Source organism: Robiginitalea marina (assembly GCF_024006985.1).
In the GTDB taxonomy this organism is placed as follows: domain Bacteria; phylum Bacteroidota; class Bacteroidia; order Flavobacteriales; family Flavobacteriaceae; genus Robiginitalea; species Robiginitalea marina.
In genome coordinates this window covers 32533-53738 of record NZ_JAMXIB010000014.1, presented here as the reverse complement: position 1 = coordinate 53738, position 21206 = coordinate 32533, and the positions used below count along the sequence as shown (strand labels likewise).

10 protein-coding genes are annotated in these 21206 nt (G+C 53.9%); 1 reads left to right on the top strand and 9 read right to left on the bottom strand.

Going from position 1 to position 21206, the window contains the following annotated elements:
• The 8 genes from NG653_RS13525 to NG653_RS13490 form a co-directional block, all read right to left on the bottom strand.
• Window positions 1-4766: nuclear transport factor 2 family protein (locus NG653_RS13525; protein ID WP_252742254.1), on the bottom strand; the 4766-nt coding region annotated here is incomplete at its 3' end.
• A complete protein-coding gene (locus NG653_RS13520) occupies window positions 4763-7786 on the bottom strand; it encodes an ATP-binding protein (protein WP_252742253.1) in 3024 nt (1007 codons plus the stop codon). The genes NG653_RS13525 and NG653_RS13520, both read right to left, overlap by 4 nt.
• Complete coding sequence (locus tag NG653_RS13515) at window positions 7783-8799, bottom strand: sensor histidine kinase (RefSeq protein WP_252742252.1); 1017 nt, start codon at window positions 8797-8799, stop codon at window positions 7783-7785. The genes NG653_RS13520 and NG653_RS13515 overlap by 4 nt, the downstream gene beginning before the upstream one ends.
• Before the next feature lie 161 nt (window positions 8800-8960).
• Window positions 8961-10112, bottom strand: coding sequence for an FIST signal transduction protein (locus NG653_RS13510; RefSeq protein WP_252742251.1), 1152 nt, complete (start codon window positions 10110-10112; stop codon window positions 8961-8963).
• The gene (locus tag NG653_RS13505) at window positions 10109-11266 is read right to left on the bottom strand and encodes an FIST signal transduction protein (RefSeq protein WP_252742250.1); all 1158 of its coding nucleotides are present in this window, start codon (window positions 11264-11266) and stop codon (window positions 10109-10111) included. Before NG653_RS13505 ends, NG653_RS13510 begins: the two co-directional genes overlap by 4 nt.
• 15 nt (window positions 11267-11281) lie before the next feature.
• Complete coding sequence (locus NG653_RS13500; RefSeq protein WP_252742249.1) at window positions 11282-11617, bottom strand: DUF6616 family protein; 336 nt, start codon at window positions 11615-11617, stop codon at window positions 11282-11284.
• Window positions 11618-11643: 26 nt separating this feature from the next.
• Complete coding sequence (locus tag NG653_RS13495; RefSeq protein WP_252742248.1) at window positions 11644-12819, bottom strand: FIST signal transduction protein; 1176 nt, start codon at window positions 12817-12819, stop codon at window positions 11644-11646.
• Window positions 12816-19277 (bottom strand): sensor histidine kinase, encoded by a 6462-nt coding sequence (locus tag NG653_RS13490; protein WP_252742247.1) that lies wholly within the window; start codon window positions 19275-19277, stop codon window positions 12816-12818. Before NG653_RS13490 ends, NG653_RS13495 begins: the two co-directional genes overlap by 4 nt.
• A gap of 201 nt (window positions 19278-19478) precedes the next feature.
• Here NG653_RS13490 and NG653_RS13485 point away from each other — a divergent pair, with 201 nt between their 5' ends.
• On the top strand, window positions 19479-19976 hold the full coding sequence (locus tag NG653_RS13485) for a metallophosphoesterase family protein (protein WP_252742246.1): 498 nt from the start codon (window positions 19479-19481) through the stop codon (window positions 19974-19976).
• A gap of 483 nt (window positions 19977-20459) precedes the next feature.
• On the opposite strand, the gene NG653_RS13480 is transcribed toward NG653_RS13485, so the two are convergent.
• Window positions 20460-21161 carry a hypothetical protein gene (locus NG653_RS13480; RefSeq protein ID WP_252742245.1) on the bottom strand — a complete coding sequence of 234 codons (702 nt, stop codon included), beginning with the start codon at window positions 21159-21161 and terminating at the stop codon, window positions 20460-20462.
• Between the last annotated feature and the right edge of the window lie 45 nt (window positions 21162-21206).

The window sequence follows — 21206 nt, the reverse complement described above, 5'->3', positions numbered from 1 at the left end:
TTATCGAGGTTCTGTTTGAGGTCTTCCACAATGGCCCGGACCTCGGAAAGGTCGCCCTTTTCCAGTTCTTCAGCCATTTCTTCGAGCAGTTCATTACTGACCTCCGAGAAGTTGTTGACAAAGTTGAGCGGGTTCTGGATCTCATGGGCGATGCCTGCGGTGAGTTCCCCCAGGGAAGCCATCTTTTCGGCGTGGACCAATTGTTGCTGGGTCAATTGCAGTTCCTTCAGGGCATCTTCCGCCCGTTTTTTTTCTTCTTTCAGGCGCTGCAGGTCGAGGCGTGCCTGGGTGAGGTCCCGGAAGCGGGAATAGGCCAGGGAGAAGACGGAGGCAGCCCTTTTCAGCAGGCTCCAGCTCTCCTCCGACAGTTCCCCGGGAGTGGCCGCCCCGATGGCCCCGTGCGAAAATTTATATAAATGGTAGGTACGCTCCGGGATCTCTTCCCCGTAATATCCCTTTAAGGCCTGGGAATGCGCCTCGCAATAGTCGATCCATTCTTTTCGCTGATCCCCCTTCATAATAATGGATAACTGTTCCTCTTTGCCCCCGTGGAACCTGAGCATTTCCCTACCGACCCAGGTTTCGTTCAGGTCCAGGTCAAAATGGTCCGCCACCATCACCTTTTCCGCCTCGCGGATGTCTTTAATGGCATACCAGCACTCGGTCTTTCCCGCCTGCGGGTCGTGGATATAGATGCTGGAGGTCTCCAGTTCCTCCACCCCGAGCAGTGCCATCTCCTGGCGCATCACCCGGGCCACGTCCTTCAGTTCCTCGGGCTGTTGCATGGCGAGGGCCCGGGCCCTCACGCGCTCCAGGGCCGTTTCTATTTTCGATTCCCGGGCCTGGGCTTCCAGGTTCTTCAGGTCCAGGAACCGGGTGTAGGTCTGCTCAAAGACCGTGGTAAACCTCCTGAAAATTTCATGCGCTCCGGGCACCCTTTCATAGGTGATGAACAACAGGAAGCCATGGGCGAACTTGCACAGGTGGTTAACCTGGTAGGTGGGCAGGGAAAGCCCTGCATCCTGGATGTCTTTAAAGATGGCCTGCAGGTCCGGGAACGATTTCATGTAGTCGTAATGGGCCACAAGCGCTTTCCCCCCCAATTCCTGCACCATTAGAGGTTCGTCCCCCCTGGCGAAAGCCCCCATTTCCTCAAAGGAGGCTTCTCCGAACAACCGGAGGGTAAACGGCTTTTGCAGGGTGCCTTCACTGCTCATCCAGGCAGCGGCAGACTTCCTGTCTTCCGCAAGGATATTAAAGCCACTGCTCCAGGCCGGTACCCCAAGGGCCCTGACTTCATTAAAGAGCAGCAGGGCCACATCCGGCAATTCATCACTGTGCTGCATGCCCATGGTGCGGGCACGCACTTTTTCGAGGGCAGCTTCTATTCTGGCCTCCTGCGCCTGGGCTTCGGCTTTCTGCAGGTCGAGGAAGCGTTGGTAAACGCGGCCGAACTCGTTTGCAAACCGGATTACAATCTGTTCTTCTTCTTCGGTAGCAGGGCGAACCTGGTTCATCCCGATATACCCAAAAGGGTGTTTGCCAGCGGTGTGGTAGATGCCATCGGGATAATCCTCGGGACGAATCCTCGATTCTTCGGGCATGGAAGCAAAAGATTCATGAAATACCTCCCATACCTGCGGTAAGTTTTCTTTGGGGAAATGAAGGCGGTTGATGGTGAAAGGCTCGGTCTTCTGCCAGCTTTCCACCATATCTTTCCAGGTATCCATGGCATCGAGGGCAAAGGTGTGCTCCCCGAAACTCCTGTTGCCAAATTTGCCCGTTTCCCGGAAGGTAAAAGTGTTGTTTTCAAGATCGAGGATAGTCATATGTGTCGACATAGGCCGGATACCCAGGATATCAAACTGTTCGAACAAAACTGCCAAAACTTCGTGCAATTCATCCGATTGCTGCATGCTCATGGCTTTGGAGCGCAAGCGCTCCAGGGATAATTGTATTCGCCCTTCCCGGGCTTGTTCCTCAGATTTCTGAAGGTCCAAAAACCGCACATAGCTCTGTTCAAAAACCCTTGCAAATCGAATCAGGATTTCCTTTTGGGCTTCAGTGGGTGCTGTGCCGTCATTATTGGGGACACAAAGGGCCGAATGCTTACCCCAGGCAAACGAAAGCGTATAAACCGGGCTGTCTAACTGCCATTGCTTGTAGTCTTCCGGTAACCCGGAATAATCGGAATCACTGCGGGTAAAGATGGTTCGAAGGAACGTGTTCTTAACCCCCTTTGAATAGGTTTTCGACAACCAGGCATCGCCCCGGTTTTTGGATTCCCATGCTTCATCCCAGATGGGATGTTCAAAATAGGGCATAAAGTAAGGTTTGGAGCGCTCCCGGGCTGCCGGACTGTAGGTCCAGTGAATCACATCTTTGGTGCCTTCCGGATACGTACAAATCAGCACGCCTGTAGGATCCACTATCACACCCAGTTCCTGGATCTTTTCGGCGACTATTTGTACCACGTCCTGCAACTCCCCTGAGTTTTGCATGCCCAGTGACCTGCTCCGGATTTTTTCCAATGCCGCTTCGATTTGCGCTTCCCTGGCCTGGGCTTCGGCCTTTTGGATATCCAGGAACCGTTGATAAACCCGGGTGAATTCGAGGCAAAATCGGGAAAGGATCTCTTTTTCTTCTTCAGTTGGCTCTTGCTGGTGGTCGTATCCCAAATACCCGAATGGGGTATACCCTGCCACGGAATATCCGCCCTCCGGATAATCATCGGGCCCCATGCGATCTGCTTCAGGCATGGCTGCGAAGGTTTCGGAGAAAATGCCAAAGAGGTCAGGCAGCACTTCTTTGGGGTAAAAAATCACTTCCACCGAATCGGAGTTGTCATGCAGCCATTTGTCATAGAGGGCCTTAAGGGGCTCCATGCTATCGACCTGTACCACCTGCTTCCCGGGAACCCTTGTCCCGGACTTACCGGAGGCCCGGTAGGTAAGGGTTCTGTTTTCCCGGTCAAAAAGGCTCAAAAACACATTCACCGGCTCAATCCCGAGGTTGTCAAACTGACGGAACAGGACACTGAGCACTTCATGCAGTTCATCTGTATTTTGCATGGCCATCGAGCGGGCGCGAACGCGTTCCAGGGCTAACTGGATTTCCGCCTCCCGTGCCTGTGCCTCTGCTTTTTGGAGATCCATGAAGCGGCTGTAGGTTTGCTGGAAGACCCTGCCAAAGCGCATCAGGATCCTATTGTCTTCCTCAGAATAGGGGGTCCCTGTAAAATTCTCAATGTAAAGCCCGACATTCTCCAACAATACCGTTGAAATCGCGAGGCCAGGGCAGTTCAGGTAATACTGTTTGATCTCCTCATCCAGATCGGGGATAAAGTCAAAAAGGTCCTTATAAAATTGATTCTTTGTTTCGAAATCGAGCAGGTTGGTAAAGAAGTCCGCTCCCCCCTTTTTGGCTTCCAAAAAACTGTTCCAGTGGGGGGAATCAAAATAGGGAATGGTAAGTTCCGCCGGGACCCCATGTGTATCGGCCAACCAGATATGCATCTGCTCATTTTCCTTATAATCCAGGATAAAGCCGGAATGTTCCACATGGATATTAAGCAGTACAAACTGGTCGTACACTTCCTGGATCACTTCCCTGAGTTCCTGACTTTTTTGCATCCCCATGGTTTTCGAGCGCACTTTTTCCAGGGCCATTTCGATCTGGGCTTCCCTGGCCTGGGCTTCCGCCTTTTGCAGGTCTTCAAACCTGCGGTAGGCCAAATCAAAAACCCCCGCAAATCGCACCAGGGTATCCACGGCCGCTTTCGGGGGCTCCGGGACGACCCCCGGCAGGCTGAATCCGATCTCCCCATGCGTGGTGCGGGCCATCACAAAGGTCAGGCCCCCAATATGACGGATATCGTCAGGGCCCGGGGCCTGCGGGTCCACCTGCTGGAAATCGCCCAGGGAAACCATTTTATTTACGTAGTCCACGGCGGTTTCGGGATCCATCGCATACACTACCGTGGGGTCATCGCTTTGTTCCCAGGCCTCCAGTAGGGGGATGTTTCCGTGTATGTTGCGGGGCAGGGTCATCACCATGCCAATGCGCGTCCCATCCCCGGAGGTCATCGCCTTTTTATAGGTTTCGGGCAGCCACCTCATATGCCAGAAATAATGGGCTTCATGCCCCAGTTTCACGAACTCGGTGCGCATGGTCACCACGATATCGAGCAGTTCCGAGGAATCCGTCATGGCGGTAACCTGGGCGCGGATCCGCTCCAGGGCAGCCTCTATAGCCAGCTCCCGGTTTTTTTCTTCCAGTTCCACGGTCCGCCTTTTGATCGCTTCCCGAAGTTGCAGGTTTTCGGCGCTGATCTGGTCGTAGCCGATAGTCTGGCCTTCCTGGGCTTTGCTGTCGGGGGTGGAGAAATGCTGGTAGATAAAGCGCCAGCCGTCCTCAGTGTTCCGAAGCACTGAAGTAAACCGGAACCTCCCGTAGTAGGACCAGTCTTCCCCCCCGAGAAACCATGCATCAAAGACATGGGTAAGGAATATGAGCTCCCCAAAACCCTCCACGGATTTTGTCTCGTTCCTCAACTCCGTTTTACCGGCGAATTGGTCTGCCGTGACCCTGAAAAATTCCGTGGTTTCCCTTCTGCTGAGGAATTCTTCATTATTGGTGGAACCGATAAAATGGTAGGCATCGTCCAGGTAGTGGTCGTAGGTTTCCACATTCCCTGAAACATAGCTTTCCAGCCAGGTGTCATAGACCTGCAGGACCTCGGTTTTTATTTTTTGGGTCAACCTCATGTCCTTTCCTTTTTTACAGGTAGTATGATTTTAAAAACGGTGCCCTCCCCCTCCGCGGTCTCCATGGTTAATTCCCCTCCATGCCCTTTGCTTATAATGTCATAGCTCATGGAAAGCCCCAGCCCTGTGCCCTCCCCGGTGGGCTTGGTGGTAAAAAAGGGCTGGAAAATCTTTTCGCGTATGGTTTCCGGGATACCGCCACCGTTGTCGATTACCTGAATTTCCGCACCTTCATCCGTTCTCCGCGACTTCACCGTTACCCTGGGGTCATACTCCCCGGGGTGGTGTTTTTTTCGTTCCGTCACGGCATGGAACGCATTGGTCACCAGGTTCAGCAGCACCCTCCCGATGTCCTGGGGGATCACGTCCACAATACCCACGGCGGTGTCAAAATCGGTTTCCATGGAAGCGTTGAAGGACTTGTCTTTGGCGCGCAGGCCGTGGTAGGCCAGGCGGAGGTATTCGTCGGCCAGTTTGTTCAGGTCGGTGGGCTCTTTTTGCCCGTCGCTGCTGCGGCTGTGCTGCAGCATGCCCTTAACGATGCTGTCGGCCCTTTTGCCATGGTGGACAATTTTTTCCAGGTTCCGGATCACATCCTGCGCGATAGCATCCACCTCTTCAGCATCCCCCTTTTTCAATTCCTCCATGAGTTCTTCGAGCAGTTCCTTGCTCACTTCGGAGAAGTTATTGACAAAGTTGAGCGGGTTCTGGATCTCATGAGCAATGCCGGCGGTGAGCTCTCCGAGGGAGGCCATTTTTTCGGCATGGACCAGTTGTTTCTGGGTGGCCTGCAAATCACTCAGGGTTTTTTCCAGGCGTTGTTTTTCCTCAACTAATTTTACCGCCTGCTCTTCCTTTAATTGCAAGTCCAGAAAACGGGTATAGGTTTGTTCGAATACTTTGGCGAACCGTTTAAAAATTTCGTGGGCCTGCGGCACCTCCTCCCGGGTGATGAACAGCAGGTAGCCGTATTTGAAATACGCGACATGGTCGATCTGGTAAGAGGGGAAGGCACCGTTGGTTTCTTTTAGTCGCTTCAGGACCTCGCCAACAACCGGCAGGGTACTCATGAATTCATAGTGGGCTGTGCATTCCTCCCCGGCTATTTCCTTTATAAAAAGGGATTCCCCTTCCTGGCCCAGGTCGAAATAGGTTTTAAAGATCCCCTGCCTGGGCACCGTGTAGGTTGGTAGTAGCCCTGCTTCATTGCCAAACCACTCCAGGGAGTCATGCTCCCGGTAAATATTAAAGGCGCAACCCCAGGTTTTAATCCCCAGCCCGCGGACTTCCCGGTCCAGCAGGTGGGAGGCTTCGGCCAGTTCATCGGAATGCTGCATGGCCATGGTGCGGCTCCTCACCCGTTCCAGGGCGGCCTCGATCTGCGCCTCCCGGGCCTGGGCTTCGGCTTTTTGCAGGTCCAGGAAGCGCGTATAGGCCTGTTCGAAAACCCTGGCAAAGCGCGGGAAGATATGGCTCTCCCCAAAGGGTGCCAGGGACGATATCAGCAGGTAGCCGTGGCTGAAGGAGGCCCCGTAGTCCAGTTCCCAGGTCGGGGTCGTGATATCAAAGCCCCTGGCTGCCACCTCTTCCATGGCTTTCTTGAAGGAGGGCAGGGTATACATTTTGGCAAAATGCGTTTCGATATAGTCTTCGGGAATTTCTATCGAAAAGAGGTCTTTTCCCGACTTCCACTGGTCATAGCGGTACTGGTGGATGTAATCCAGGTCCACGGGCACCTGGAAGGGGGATATCATGCCCTGGTCCGCCAGGCTGTGCCATTGCTCCACCACGTTCTTGTCTTTTGAACACAGCACCACGCCGAAGGCAAACAAATCCCCCCCCAGTTCCTTCATCTGTTCGAACATCACGGAAGTTACCCCGGAAAGGTCCTCGCTGGATCGCATGCCCATGGTATGGGTGCGGACTTTCTCCAGGGCGGTCTCGATCCGGGCTTCCCGCGCCTGGGCCTCGGCTTTTTGCAGGTCGAGGAATCGGGTATAGGTCCGCTCGAATTCAATGGCAAAGCGGTGCAATATGGATTTTTCTTCTTCCGTCAGCGGCCTTCGGATATCGATCCCGAAACACCCGTATTTCATGAAGGCTTCGGTATAGTATATCCCCTGTGGGAAATATTCGGCTTTCAGGTGGGGGGCCCCTTCCAGCATTTCTTCCCAGGAGGTGAAGAAATCCGGGATGTCCCCCGGGGGCACAAAGTGCTCGTGTACCGAAACCCCGCTTTCCCAATCGGCAATACAGGCGGCATTGTAGGCATCAGTCAGGTCCAGCGGATAGGTGACCGCTTTGCTGTGATATACCTGTTTCCCCTCGGTGGTTTCCGTCCAGGTAGTCCAGAAAATATGGTTTTCCCTGGCTTCATCGGGAAGCCATACAAAAGAAAACTCAGAATCAATTCCCAGCCGCAATAATTGTTCGTGGAAGACACTGGAAACTGCATTCAGCTCACCGGAATGCTGCATCAGCATGCTTTGGGCCCGGGTCCGTTCCAGGGCGGCTTCAACCTCCAGGTCGCGGGTGCGTTCCTTTATTTTCGCCTCGAGTTCCAGGTTTTTCCGCCGAAGCCCTTCCTCCGGGAAGGCTTCATCCTCGGCAATATCGGTGTCCGGGCTGGAGCCGTGGAAGTGGGTTACCAGCCACTTTCCATCGATCTTTTCAAGGAGGGCCGAAAGCCTCACCTCGAGTTGGTGGTTGCTGTCCGGCAAAAACAGCAGAAAATTTTCGAGGACCAGGCAGGCATCCCCCCCGGCAAATACTTTTTCTGAAACCGGCCTGCGGGTATACCCGAAACCGCTCCCCTTAAGTTGTTGGGCCTGCATTTCCGCCATTTTCTTTACGTCTTCCCGGGTCCTGAAGAATTCGTGCGCAGCCGACCCGTATCCCGTGAATTCAGGATGGACGATTTCTTTAAGGTCCTCTACCTCATCAAAGTCCAGCATCACATTTATGAGTCGTTCGTATACGGAACGACCTTCAAAGGCCTCAGGTACTCCGGGGTTTCTCATTCTGAGGGAAGTTTAATGGTGAATTCGGTCCCTTCCCCTTCTTCAGAGGCCACAAGGATGTCGCCCCCATGGGATTTTACAATGTCGTAACTCAGGGAAAGGCCCAGGCCTGTGCCCTGCCCGGTGGGTTTGGTGGTAAAGAAAGGCTGGAAAATCTTTGCCTTTACAGGTTCGGGTATGCCCTTCCCGTTGTCCGCCACCCGGAGTTCAATATATTTCCCGTTCTTCCGGGTCTGTACGCTCACTTTGGGCTGGAACCCTTCAGGGGCCTGTTCCTTTTTTTCGTCCACGGCATGGAAAGCATTGGTGAGCAAATTCAGCACCACCCGCCCGATGTCCTGGGGCACCAGGGTTACCTCGCCCACGGCCTCCCCGAAATCCGTTTCCAAATTCGCGTTGAAGGCCTTGTTTTTGGCGCGCATCCCGTGATAGGCCAGGCGCAGGTATTCGTCCACAAGGGTGTTCAAATCGGTGGGTTCCTTCTTCCCGTCGCTGCTGCGGCTGTGCTGCAGCATGCCCTTCACGATGCCGTCGGCCCGCTTGCCGTGGTGGTTTATTTTTTCGAGGTTTTGGATCACATCCCGGGCCAGGGCCTTCACCTCTTCCCAGTCGCCCTTTTCGATTTCCTGGGTCAACTCCTCCAGGAGTTCCTTGCTTACCTCCGAGAAATTGTTCACAAAGTTCAGCGGGTTCTGGATCTCGTGGGCAATGCCGGCGGTCAGTTCCCCCAGGGAGGCCATTTTTTCGGAATGGATGAGCTGCGCCTGGGTGGCTTTCAGCTCGGCCAGGGCCTCCTCCACCGCTTTCCGCTTTTGTTCGAGTTCTTCAATGGTTTCTTCGAGGAGGATGGCCGTGGTGCGTTTTACCTTTTCGGTCCGGTCGAGTTTGAACAGGCTGATCGCTAAATCGTTATCTGCTTTTTTCAGGGCGCCCAACAGGAGTTGCCTGTCCGCTTCAGGAAGGGTTTCCGATTGGCTGATAAAATCAAACAGGGTTTGCAGGTGGCTGTTCATTCAGGAGTCTTTTTAGGCATATTCGCATCAGGGGTTTTCATGCATCGCTAGTGCCCACCATCACGGTCACGCCGTCAGGGGCCAATGGGTGTTTTGGTAATAGCGTTCAAACGCTTCGGGATCGGTTGGGTTTCCGCAGAGGACAGTTATTTTTTGCATGGTTATTGGGACTGTTTTTTTTCCTTAAGGGCCACGCAGCAGGTGGTCAGGTTGTGCATTTCCAGGTTTCCCCCGGCCATGCGGCCCAGTTCGGCATTCGAGAACATACCGGCCATGGGTACATTCCATATCTGTTTGATGCCTTCCAGTTCGGCGTTCATCATCGGCCCGAAAGAAAGGATCCGGCCCGCGCAGCTGAACACGATCAGGGCGTCTGCCTTGGGCATCCCGTTTTCTTTCAGGTTGCGAACGCCTTGCACCACCTTTTCCATGACGTCCCAGTCCGGCGGCAGTGAAAACCGGATTTTTGAGCCCTGAGGCACGGTGCCACTGGTATAAAAGGAATGGTCTGACCAGTCGACCACCAAAGGGGGGCGCATTACGGGAGAACCTTTTTCTTTTTGTAATTGCAAGGGGAAATTGGCGGCGATTTCCATGAGTAAATCTTTGTTGTCGGGATGTACATTTTCAAGCCCCCCATACTTGGTCATAAGGTCCAGGGCCGGGGAGCCATCGATGGTGTACACGTGGTTCCCTTCGCTTTTGGTCACCGTTTTTTCGGTACCCACCGCTTTCCACCCGCAAGTGGCTATGCCGCTGATCGCGACTTTGTCTTCATCGATGGCGATACAGACCATCCCATTGTTGCTTTCCCCTGTATTGGTAAACACAAAGGTTTCTGAAAAGGAATAGTCATCTCCGGCGCCTCCTCCAAAGGCATTGACGTCTTCGCCCAATACCGCTTCAAAGCCCCTCAGGATCTCCTCCCCGTCTGCCGCCGGGTGGCTCGTGCCCAGGATAAAGGCAGGCCTTTTAAATCTTGTTTTCGCCTGGTTGGCTACCCCTTTCGCCACTTCCCTATAGTTATGATTTGGGTATTCCGCCAGGTAGATTTGAAAATACTCATTGTCCATATCGAGCAGGAGTGCTGCGATCGACCCCTTTTCCGTTTCCTCATCGATAAATTCCCCATTGGTGGTGATTCCGAAAAGGCGTATCCCGGAGGCATTCATCAGGTTGCCGATTGCCTTGCGGTCCTGGACCACGGAGGTAAAAACAATCGCCAGGGTAGGGGTAAACCCGTCGGCCATGGCCTGTTCCAATTCCTTTTGAAGGGACTGGGGTGATGTTGCTTTTATGGATTTTGCTCTCATGGTGCTGGTTTTTCTTTTAAGGCCACCCAACTGCAGGTGGTGCCCTGGTAGGTGGCGTTGCCTCCCCGGGTCGCCCCGAATTCCCCAAGGCTGAAATACCCGGCCATAGGTACTCGCCAGACGTCACTCAGGCCGTTGACCTCCTCATCGATCAGAGGCCCGAGGGTGGCCTGCCGGCCAATGCAGGAAAAGACCAGCAAGGCGTCTGCCTCGGGAAATGACTGTGCTTTGGCTTCACGGGCGCTTTCGACCACGGTATCCACAATATCGAAATCCGGGGGCAGGGAAAAACGGATTTTGGCCCCCTCGGGGATATGGCCGCCACACAGGACGGCCCCGGTTTCCTTGTTAAACATCAGGGGCGGATTCATCACCGCACTGCCTCCGCTGCGGATGACCTGCAATGGGTGTGAATTGCCGATTTGCTGCAGCAGGTCATCGCTGTCATCCGGATCGACGGTTGCCCCTGTGAACCTGACAAGGACATCATAGGCGGGTTCATCATCTATGGTATAAATCCAGTTGCCTTCGCTTCGGGTGATCGTCTTCGGGGTGCCGGCGGGCTTCCAGCCGGAAACGGCAAGCCCCTGCAGCGCCACGCGGTCCTGGTCGAGGATGAGGCAAACAATGCCCCACTGGCTCTGTTCCCCATTGGTAAAAACAACATGGTCGGACCAGTAAGGTTTCCCGCCAGTGTACCCCCCAATTAAGGTGGCCCCTTCCCCGGCTACTGACAAAAACCCCTCCACCACGGCATCTCCCGGCACTTCGGCCTGGGATACGGAGGCGATGAAGGCCGGACGGTCGAACCAGGATTTGCCCATCCTGGCAATTTCCCTGCTTACCTCCAAACCTGCCTGATATTCCCCCGTAGGAATCGATTTCAGCACAATCCTGAAACAGGACGGGTCGAGGTCCATTAGCAGGAGGGTTGCCAGCGCATTTTCAATCCCCCGGTCGGTAAACCGGTCGGGCGTGTGGGCCCCGAAAACGGCAATACCGTTCGCATCAAGCACCTCTGCCAGGGGCCGGGTTTCGAAGCCGGAGGGCGCGAAAACCAACCCAAGGGTGGGGCTGAAACCTTCGGCCGCCGCCACTTCCAGGGCCGCCTGAAGGGCTTCGGGTGTTTTTACGGTAATTGTTTTTGCGTTCATTTTAAATTGACGGGGTTAGAGTTCGAGTATTTTGCCAACCACTTCCTCCGGGGACATCAGGGTACCCGAAAGGTTTACCTGGTCAAAATACGCATACCAACCGGCAGCTTCCACTATGGCCTGGAATTCCTCCAGCAGCCCATCCGAGGGGAACTTGGTCACGGCAAAAAAATCGTAGGCAGCCCGGTACTCGGTTTCGTCCGTGTTCATTCCCCATGCCTCCAGGACGGCCCCCTTGTCGACGAAATCCTGGATCACCGGCCCCAACTGGGCCGCATAGGCCTGCCGGTCCGTAGCGGGCAGTGCCTTCCAGGCCTCTTTGGCCTTCCATAATTCGATAAATACTTTCATGAGAACAGGTCGTTTTGGTTTGTTTTTTATGAGTCTGCTTGAGGTATTTCTTTTAGGGCTACCCAACAGCAGGCGGTAGAGTGATATTGTTGCCGGCCGCTTTTGCCCCGGCCGTATTCCCCGTAGGTGTAAAAGCCGGCCATGGGGCTGTTCCAGACGGAAGCCAGGCCTTCATTTTCCATGGTCACCAGGGGCCCCAGGGAGGGTTCCCGCCCCGCGCAGGAAAATACCAGCAGGGCATCGGCATCGGCTCCCACGGTGTTTCTCACTTCCGTGGCCGCATCCGTGATTTCTTGCACGATATCAAAATCAGGGGGCATGGAAAACCAGAACACTTCCCCTTCTTTCATCTCCATATCCATCACCAGGGCATGTTCTGCGTGGTCAATACCCATGGGTCCCTTCATCAGGGTATCGCCACCGGCTTCCCGTTCCACGATAAAGGGGTGGTGGAAGGAGAGCTCGGCAAGCAGGTTAAACTCCCGGTCCCCTGCCTGTTCCCCTTTCCCCAGGTATTTTAGGTACATGTCCACGGCGGGCTTATCGTCTATGGCATACAGGAGCTTTCCCCTGCTTCGGGTGACTTTGCGGGAAATCCCAAGGGGTTTCCACCCGGTAATCGCCATGCCGTGCAGGGCCACCCGGTCTGCATCCAGCACCAGGGCCACAAGGCCGTCCTGCGATTCCCGGGCTGGGGTAAAAACAGAAGTGCCGGTCAGGGTCAGGTCATCGCCCGCCATCCCCCCGAAAAAGGCCCGATCCGGGCCCAGGGCGGTGGTCAGCCGTTCGACCAGCTTCATGCCGTCAAACACACCCCCTTCAGGGGTTACCCCGGTACTGCAAAGGAGCATCGAAGGGTTGTCAAATTGCGCAAGGACCCTGGCAGCAAACAGGTCGGCTACTTCGCCTGTCCCGCGCCCGCCCATATCCTCCAGCAAAAGGGAATAGGCATCCCTTGGGAGGTCCATGAGCAAGATCGCGATGCCCCCTGTGCTTTGGTGGCCATCGACGAATTCCCCGCATGACGTGGCCCCGAAGGCGTCAATATCGTTTTGGGCAAGGAGTTTCCGTATGGCGTCCCGATCTTGCCGGATCGATATAAAAACGATGGCCAGGGTTGGGGTAAAGCCATCGGCCATACTTTGCTGCAGGGCCTGATGGATCTGTTCGGGGGAGTTGCCGTGGATCGATTTTGCTTTCATAGGCCGAGATGGATGCTAAAGGTTGTGCCGCTTTCCGGGGACGATTGCACCGAGAGTTCCCCTCCATGTGCCTTTACGATGTCGTAGCTCAGGCTTAGGCCCAGGCCCGTGCCCTGCCCGGTGGGCTTGGTGGTAAAGAAGGGCTGGAAAATCTTGTCTTTGATGGCTTCAGGGATGCCCGGGCCGTTGTCGGTAACCGAAATCTCCACCGCGTTGGTCAGGCGCCTGGTCGCCACCAGGACCGTTGGGCGTGCACCATTTTCCACGGCCTGGAAGGCATTGTTGATCAGGTTGAGCAAGACCCGGCCCATATCCTGGGGCACCGCGTCAATCCTGGGCAGGGCAGGGTCAAAATCGGTTTTGAATTCGGCGCTAAAACTTTTGTTCCTGGCGCGCAGGCCGTGGTAGGCCAGGCGGAGGTACTCATCGGCCAGGGCATTGAGGTCGGTGGGTTCTTTCTTCCCCTCGCTGCTGCGACTGTGCTGGAGCATGCCCTTGACGATGCTGTCGGCCCGTTTGCCGTGGTGGTTGATTTTTTCAAGGTTTTGGATCACGTCCCCGGCGAGGGCCTTTACCTCCTCCCAGTCACCCTTTTCGATTTCCTGGTTCAACTCCTCCAGGAGTTCCTTGCTCACCTCCGAGAAATTGTTCACAAAGTTCAGCGGGTTTTGGATTTCGTGGGCAATGCCCGCAGTGAGTTCCCCCAGGGAGGCCATTTTTTCGGACTGTATCAGTTGGGCCTGGGTAGCTTTCAGCTCATCTAGTGTCTTTTCAACCTTTTGCTTTGCCTTTTCCAGCTCCCTGAAATCTTCGTACCGGGCATAGGCCACGGCAAAAGTGCGGGTCAGGGCCTTTACGATATCCATTTCCACGTCGGAGAGGGCCTGGGTGCTGCCCACATACAGCATACCCTGTGCAAAAGGCACCTGGTGCAAGACAAGGCGTTCCGGGGGTGTTTCTCCAGCCTGGTAGGTTTGGATGTTTTTGACCTGCCCGTGTTTCATCAGCTTTGCAGTCATTTCAATAAACTGATGCTGGTCCCACTCTTCTACCAGGGGTTTTTGCTTTCTCCAGTGGGCCACCCCCTTTTGGATCAGGGACATGTCAAAATCAAAAGGCAGGTCCATAGCGGCCAGGGCCTCCCCGGAAGGGTTGGTCAGGTACACATGCACCAGCTGGCTGGCCTCGTCCATAATAAAGACCCCGCAGCGGAAAAACGGGATGCCCAGGGTGGTCAGTTCCTTCCAGACCAGGGGGGTGATGCGCTCGAGGTCCTCCGTGGTCCGCATGGACGCGATTTCCGCCCGGACCCGGTCGAGCGAAGCCTGCTTGACGGCCTCTTTTTCCCGGGCCTCGGATTCAATGAGGTCGTTATAGCGCCGGTAGGTAATCTCCACCACCCGTGAAAATTTCTTTAGGATTTCAATTTGCGCTTCTGAATGTGGTTCGGCTGCCCAGGCGTATAGCCCCCCCTCTGGGAAGAACAGGAAACACCCGTAATGTTTGGTGTCCGTCCCATAACCCTCTACATCTACAGACCTGGTGAGGGCGGCATAGTAACTATTGATTTCATCGCCTTCCAGGATGGGGAAGTAATCGAGCTGCTTTTTAAAATGGTCGTAAACTTCTTCAAGTATCGGATCACCCACCAATTCAAATGCTCCGCTTACTTCAATGATTTCGTCGTTTTCACCGATTCGCGAGGTGACGATTTCCCCTTCGGGTTTGTCCGGGTTGAGCAACCCCAGTCCCAATCGCAGCGGCTTTACATCCAGGTTTTTCAACTCCTCAAAAATGGTCGTTATGGTCTGCCTCAGGTCTGCCGAACTGTGCATGGCCAGGGCTTTGGCCCTTACGCGCTCCAGGGCCGCCTCGATTTGCGATTCCCTGGCCTGTTTCTCCGCCCGTTCCAGGTCGAGGTAACGGGTATAGGTCTGGCCAAACACTGCCGCAAAGCGTTCGAGGATACTGGTGATGTCCCGGGGAAGAGGTGTTTCGGTAAAGGTGTACAGGAGGCCGTCCCCAAAGACATGACTTTTGTGGTGTATGGTCTCCGGTAGGGCATCCAGGTCAAATTCAAGAGAAACTTCCGGATCATCATTGAGCACCTTAAAATATTCCTTTACGGCTTTGCCCTCAAGGGTATAGGTGAAAAGGGGGACTTGTTCGGACCAGGCTCTTTTTGCACCTGTCAAAAGGGGATGCTGGGTCATGTCGATCAACCCCCTTTGCAAGATGGTTTCCGCAGTCCCGCGTACCGAAGCGGTCCAGTACCTCATCTCCTCCGACTGGCTTAAGATGCCGATCCCCACCCGCATCGTATAATCCAGGCCCAGGCCGACGAGCTCTTCGAAAAAGGTAACTACCGTGTCTGCAATGTCATCGGTATTGTGCATGGCCATGGTCTTGGCGCGCACCCGTTCCAGGGCCGCCTCGATTTGCGCTTCCCGGGCCTGGGCCTCGGCTTTTTGGAGGTCGAGAAAGCGTGTATAGGTCTGTTCGAATACTTTGCTGAACCGGTAGAGGGTTTCCTTATCCTGCTCCGCCACCTCCTCGTGCCAGGACATGCTGACGGTTCCGTATTTGTGGTTGGCATCCACAAATTCAAGCCGGCTGTAGCGGTTTTTTTCCTGTAACCTCTCGAAATAATCCCCACCGAGCATCTGGTCCATCCGGACCAAAAACCCGGTCACAATTTCCTCCCCGGGCAGGGACAGGTAGGAAAACCGGTCCCCTTTTAACCACGATTTTACCGTCGTATCCTCAAATTCGGCCGAAGGCCGCTGGTGGTAAATGGGCTGGTCCCCGAATCCTTCAATAGGGGACATCCACATCTCCAGATAGCCCTCGTCAAGGTGCCAGATGCTGATCCAGGCCTGTATGAAATTGACATCAAGGGCTTTTAACTGGTTGAACAGCACCACGACCACCTCGAGGATTTCCTCAGTGGAGTGCATGGCCATAGAACGGGCACGTACCCTTTCCAGGGCAGCTTCGATCCGGGCTTCGCGGGCCCGTTCCTCCGCATTCTGTAAATCGAGGAACCGCTGATACAGCCTGGCAAACTCCGTGGTAAAGCGCAGCAGGATATCGGCCTCTTCCGCGGTGGCCTCCCTGGTTTGGTTGAGGCCCAGAAAGCCAAATTTGCAATAGGCCTGGGTTGTGTACAGTCCGTTTGGGAAGTCGGCCGGAGACACTTGTTCCCCTTTCGGAAGTTTTGAGAAGATGCCATCAAAGAGCAACCATATACCCTCCAGACCTTCCGTAGGAACTTCAAACCGCGTGATGGGGTCCGGTTCTGTGTCCGGGGATTTGATGGCATCGGAGATATGCGCCCAGTGCTCCGAAGCGTCAAGGGAAATTTTTTCCTCAGCCACGATACGCTCCCCGTTACGGCCCGTCATCCGATACGTAAACGTGTTTTCCTCCTGATGGACCAGAGTCAGATGCGTCCAGACCGTATCCACGCCCAGTAGCTTCAGTTGCTGGAAGATGACGGACAGGACCTCAGTCAGCTCCGAAGAATCCTGCATGGCCATCGCCCGGGCCCGGACGCGTTCCAGGCCAAGTTCAATCCGGGCTTCCCGGGCGCGTTCCTCGGCTTTTTTAAGGTCGAGGTATCGGGTATAGGTTTGTCCGAATACCGAGGCAAAACGTTCCAGGATATTCCGGATAGTTTCCGGCAGGGGTGATTCGGTAAAGGAGAAAAGGACCCCGTCCCTGAAGATAAACGTATTTTGGTAAACCGCCCTGGGGATGGCCTTCAGGTCGAAGTGCACCGGGTAATCCGGGGCGTCGCTGAGCACCTGGTAGTACCGTTCAAGATCATTGCCTTCAAGCGTATAGGAGAAGGAAGGGTCCCCTTTAGACCAGGCTTGCTTTACCCCTTGCAACAAGGGGTGCAGCGACATATCGAGGGTGCCGGAGTTGAGCACGGGGGCCGAGGCGTCCCGGGCCGAGGCCGTCCAAAGCTGCATGTGCTCCGACTGGCTCAAAATGCCGACCCCGCAGCGGATGGAGGCATCGAGGCCCATGCCGACGAGTTCCCTGAAAAAAGCAGCCACGGTAACGCCGATATCCTCGGTGTTGTGCATGGCCATGGTCTTGGAGCGTACCCGCTCCAGGGCGGCCTCGATCTGCGCTTCCCTTGCCTGGGCTTCTGCTTTTTGGAGATCCAGAAAACGGATATATGCCTGCTCAAAAACTTTCCCGAAACGTATTACAATGGTGTTGTCTGCATCTGAAAACGGTTGATCAGTATACCGGACTATTTGCATTCCTGAATTTTTCATGAAGGTCAAAGTCGTTGTAAACGCCTGGCACTCCAACATGAATTTTTCTATTTCAGGATTGAATGTATTGGTCGCCATCAAGTCCCTGAAGTAGTCCTTCATGATCTTGCCAGAATAGGTTTTTGTAAACAATTCTGGTCGTTCTTTAATGGCTTTGTTATAGTCACGTTGTACACTCGTATTGTTATTATAAGGTATGCGCAGAGGTTTTTCAGAAATTGCCCCGCCTACCCAAACATCATAATCCGCTTCATTGTCGATCACCCCGCTCATGGCCAAAGCATCAATTTTGAGACCCAAAGACAGCAATTGCGCTCTGGTTTCGTTGGCCACCTGTTGCATTTCTGTGGTATTCTGCATTCCCATAGACCTGCTTCTCACCCTTTCCAATGCCGCTTCTATCTGTGCTTCTCTTGCCTGGGCTTCTGCTTTTTGAATATCCAGGAAGCGTTGATAAGCCCTGCCAAATTCGGTGGCAAAGCGGCTTACCAAAGTTTTTTCCTCTGCTGTTGCCTTTCTACTATGATTAAATCCCAGGTATCCGAATTTGAAATGACCCTGTGTAGTAAATAACCCGTTAGGAAAATCTTCCGGATTTATTTTATGGCCTTCCGGCAAAGCATTCATTACTTCACTCAACACCTCCCAAACTGCGGGTAACGCTTCCGGTGGATAGTCAATACAATCCACCGTATTGGGAATCCCTTTTTTCCAGTTTTCATAAGAGGCTTTCCAGGACTCTACCGCATAGATGTCGATGATCTGTTCTACCAAAATTCTGCTGGTAGGTGAAGTGGTCAGGCGAAGACTGAATTTTTCATTGGCTTCATCAAACAAGGTTAAATGAGTGAGTACCGGATTAATACCTAAGAAATCAAATTGCTCCAATAACACGCAAAGCACATCATTCAATTCATCGGTTTGATGCATGGCCATAGACCTGGCCCTTACCCGTTCCAGGGCAGCTTCGATCTGGGCTTCCCGGGCCCTCTCTTCCGCGTTTTGCAAATCGAGGAACCGCTGGTAGACCCTGCCGAATTCCGTGGCAAACCGGGTAAGTATGGCCTTGTCTTCCTCAGAGGGTTCCCGGGTATGGGTGTAGCCGATATATCCGAATTTACAATGCCCCTGCACGCTGTACCCCCCGTGTGGGAAACGCTCCGGGGTGAGGCGTTCCTCCGCTGGCATGGCCGAATAAGTTTCCTCCAACAGGCTGAAAAGCTGCCCGAGGTCTTCTTTGGAATAAAAAAGCACTTCCACGCCTTCGGAGGTGCCGGATTTCCACTTGTTGTACAGGTCTTTCCAAAGGTCCATTCCCCCGATGTCGACCACCTGCTGGCCCTGGATCCGTTTTCCCGAGGTGCCCGTTGAGCGGTATGTAAAGGTGTTTTCTTCAGGGTTCCAAAGGGTTAGCCAGACTGTTAAGGGTGCAATACCAAGGCGGTCAAACTGCTGGAAAAGCACACTAAGCACATCGCTCAAATCCTCCGAGGATTGCATCGCCATAGAGCGGGCGCGCACCCGTTCCAGGGCCGCTTCGATCCGGGCTTCCCGGGCCTGGGCTTCGGCCTTTTGAAGGTCCAGGAAACGGGTATATGACTGTTCAAAGACGGTCCCGAAACGCTCCAGGATATGGTTTTCAGCCGCTGTAAACGCCTGTCCGAAGTGGTTGACGATCACAATGCTGGTATGCTCAGATACCACACAGGAGCGCGTATATCCGCCCGGGGCCGAAAGGGTTTCTTCTTTTTCCGCGGCGCTGAGCTCCGACCAGGGTTTATGCCGGACCAAAAAGGTGAAAAACTCCGTTTTTTCTTCCCGGGTGTAGGCTTCCGTAAAAAACCCCGGCCCCTTTTTTATCCCCTCCAACAGGTTGGTGTATATGGGTTTCTCCAGGCGGGGGATGGTTACCTCATCTGAGGTATCTGCCGTGCCCCCCGAACCCCAGCAATGGATTTGGGTGTCCAGCTCGCTGTTGATCACAATAAATGATCCCCCGGAAATGGACAGGTTCAGCTTTAAGAGTTCCTGATGTACGGTATGGATAATGCTTTGCAGCTCCGAAGTGTGGCGCATCACCAAACTTCTGGCACGTACCTGTTCAAGTGCTGCCTCAAGCTCCAGGAGGCGTTGCAGCTCCTTGATGGTTTGAATTTCTCGACTCATGCGTTGATCTGAAGGATGGTCCCAAACTACCCTGGGTCAAGCCAAAGAGGCAGGTACTGGGGTCATTCCTCGGGCACCTGAAACAGGTCTCCCGGTAATTTCTGTAAGGTACAAAAAAGAAGGTGATTCCCATGGGGGAATATCCTCCATTTACCGGGGCTTTGTTTCGCCTGCGTATCTTTGCCTCAAGATTTTAAAGGCATGACCCGAATCCTCCTCCTTTCCGACACCCATGGGCATATGGATGAACGCATCCTTTCCTATGCCGCGCAGGCAGACGAAATTTGGCATGCCGGGGATATCGGCTCCCTGGAGGTGACCGATGCCCTGGCCGGTCTCAAACCCTTGCGGGCGGTCTATGGAAATATCGATGATGCCTTGGCCCGCAGGGAATTTCCCCTCGACAACCGCTTTGCCTGCGAAGGGCTGGACGTGTGGATAACCCATATCGGCGGGTACCCCGGCAAGTACCAGTCCAGGGTACGGGAAACCATGCTCGAAAACCCGCCGAAGTTGTTTATCTGCGGGCATTCCCACATCCTGAAAGTGCAATATGACAAACGCTTCGACCTGCTGCATATGAACCCCGGGGCCTGCGGCAATACGGGGTTCCACCAGGTGCGCACCATGCTGCGTTTTGCCATTGACGGGAAGGAGATCAAAGACCTGGAGGTCGTGGAGCTTGGGAAGCGGGGGTGAATTGGTTAATTAGCGAATTAGCGAATTTGTCAGTTAGCGAATTTGTCAGTTAGCGAATTTGTCAGTTAGCGAATTTGTCAATTAGCGAATTTGTCAATTAGCGAATTTGTCAATTAGCGAATTTGTCAATTAGCGAATTTGGCAATTAGCCAATTAGCTATTGGGTTCCGTGTCCAGGGTTGCCCCCAGGGGATTGCGTTTATCGGGAATAAAGTTCAAGGGATGGCCAGGGCCGTAATCGGCCCGCTGAAGTTCCAAACTGCCTACCGGAACTTCGGGCTACTGTGTATGCAAAGGGTGCCGCCCCCCCGAAATAAAGGTATTGCCATGCACTGCCAGTACCTTTCAGATCAGAGCTTTTATTTTAAAACCTAATTACCGCCCGGCGCCGGGAACGTATAATCTGGCAGGCCGACCACAAAAAATAACAAAGCCCGGTTTTCACGTGAAAACCGGGCTTTGCAGGGAAAAAATCGAAGGGGTCTACCACTGGCCGAGCAGGATGCGCAGGGTGTTGCGCACCATACGCACATCGCCATAGGTGTCCTTGCTTTCTTCCCACATTTTATCCCTGCTTTCGCGCTGGGTGTCTGTCATTAAACTCGAAACACCCGCCATGGCCGACTTCATGTCCTTAAAGCCGTTCACGATCCAGTGGCTTTCGCCCTCAGGGGACCTGCCTGCCGAAATATTCCCAATCATGGCCAGGCGCCCCTCCGGATTGATGGAATTAAACTTTTTCCAGAATTCCAAAAAAGCGCTTCCGTCCTCCACGTCCAGCATCATTACCCGCTGGAAGGGGAATTTTTGGTTTAAGTCGCCTGCGTGGGCCAAACGCGATCCCATAGCGGAACTGTATCCTTCCTTGACGTGCTGCTGAAGCCGGGTGATAAAAAGTTCCCAAGAGGTGTTTTCACCGCTCCCGTACATGGCTCCCAGCGCATCGACAGACCCCGAAAAAACAATGGAATGGGTAAAATTCACCCCGTGGTCGTTGAAGTGGTTTTCGTACAGGGAAACAGTGACCCCTGCCGGTTTATTCTTGGAATAGTAATCATTTACCATCCTGTAGACAGTTCCTACATTTTGAGATTCCACCGTAAAATTGTAGGTGGTGAAGTACAATTCCTGGGCAGTCATGGTGAAAACCATGAAAAGCCCCATAAGGGTAACTAGTTTTTTCATTGTGTGGTTGGTTTTAAAGTTAGCTAATGAAGGTAGGTAGAAAAA

What these genes read in the sequence shown, in the direction of transcription:
- NG653_RS13520 (WP_252742253.1), bottom strand. Translation starts at nt 7,786, where the DNA reads ATGAGAAACCCCGGAGTACCTGAGGCCTTTGAAGGTCGTTCCGTATAC.
- NG653_RS13515 (WP_252742252.1), bottom strand. Translation starts at nt 8,799, where the DNA reads ATGAACAGCCACCTGCAAACCCTGTTTGATTTTATCAGCCAATCGGAA.
- NG653_RS13510 (WP_252742251.1), bottom strand. Translation starts at nt 10,112, where the DNA reads ATGAGAGCAAAATCCATAAAAGCAACATCACCCCAGTCCCTTCAAAAG.
- NG653_RS13505 (WP_252742250.1), bottom strand. Translation starts at nt 11,266, where the DNA reads ATGAACGCAAAAACAATTACCGTAAAAACACCCGAAGCCCTTCAGGCG.
- NG653_RS13500 (WP_252742249.1), bottom strand. Translation starts at nt 11,617, where the DNA reads ATGAAAGTATTTATCGAATTATGGAAGGCCAAAGAGGCCTGGAAGGCA.
- NG653_RS13495 (WP_252742248.1), bottom strand. Translation starts at nt 12,819, where the DNA reads ATGAAAGCAAAATCGATCCACGGCAACTCCCCCGAACAGATCCATCAG.
- NG653_RS13490 (WP_252742247.1), bottom strand. Translation starts at nt 19,277, where the DNA reads ATGAGTCGAGAAATTCAAACCATCAAGGAGCTGCAACGCCTCCTGGAG.
- NG653_RS13485 (WP_252742246.1), top strand. Translation starts at nt 19,479, where the DNA reads ATGACCCGAATCCTCCTCCTTTCCGACACCCATGGGCATATGGATGAA.
- NG653_RS13480 (WP_252742245.1), bottom strand. Translation starts at nt 21,161, where the DNA reads ATGAAAAAACTAGTTACCCTTATGGGGCTTTTCATGGTTTTCACCATG.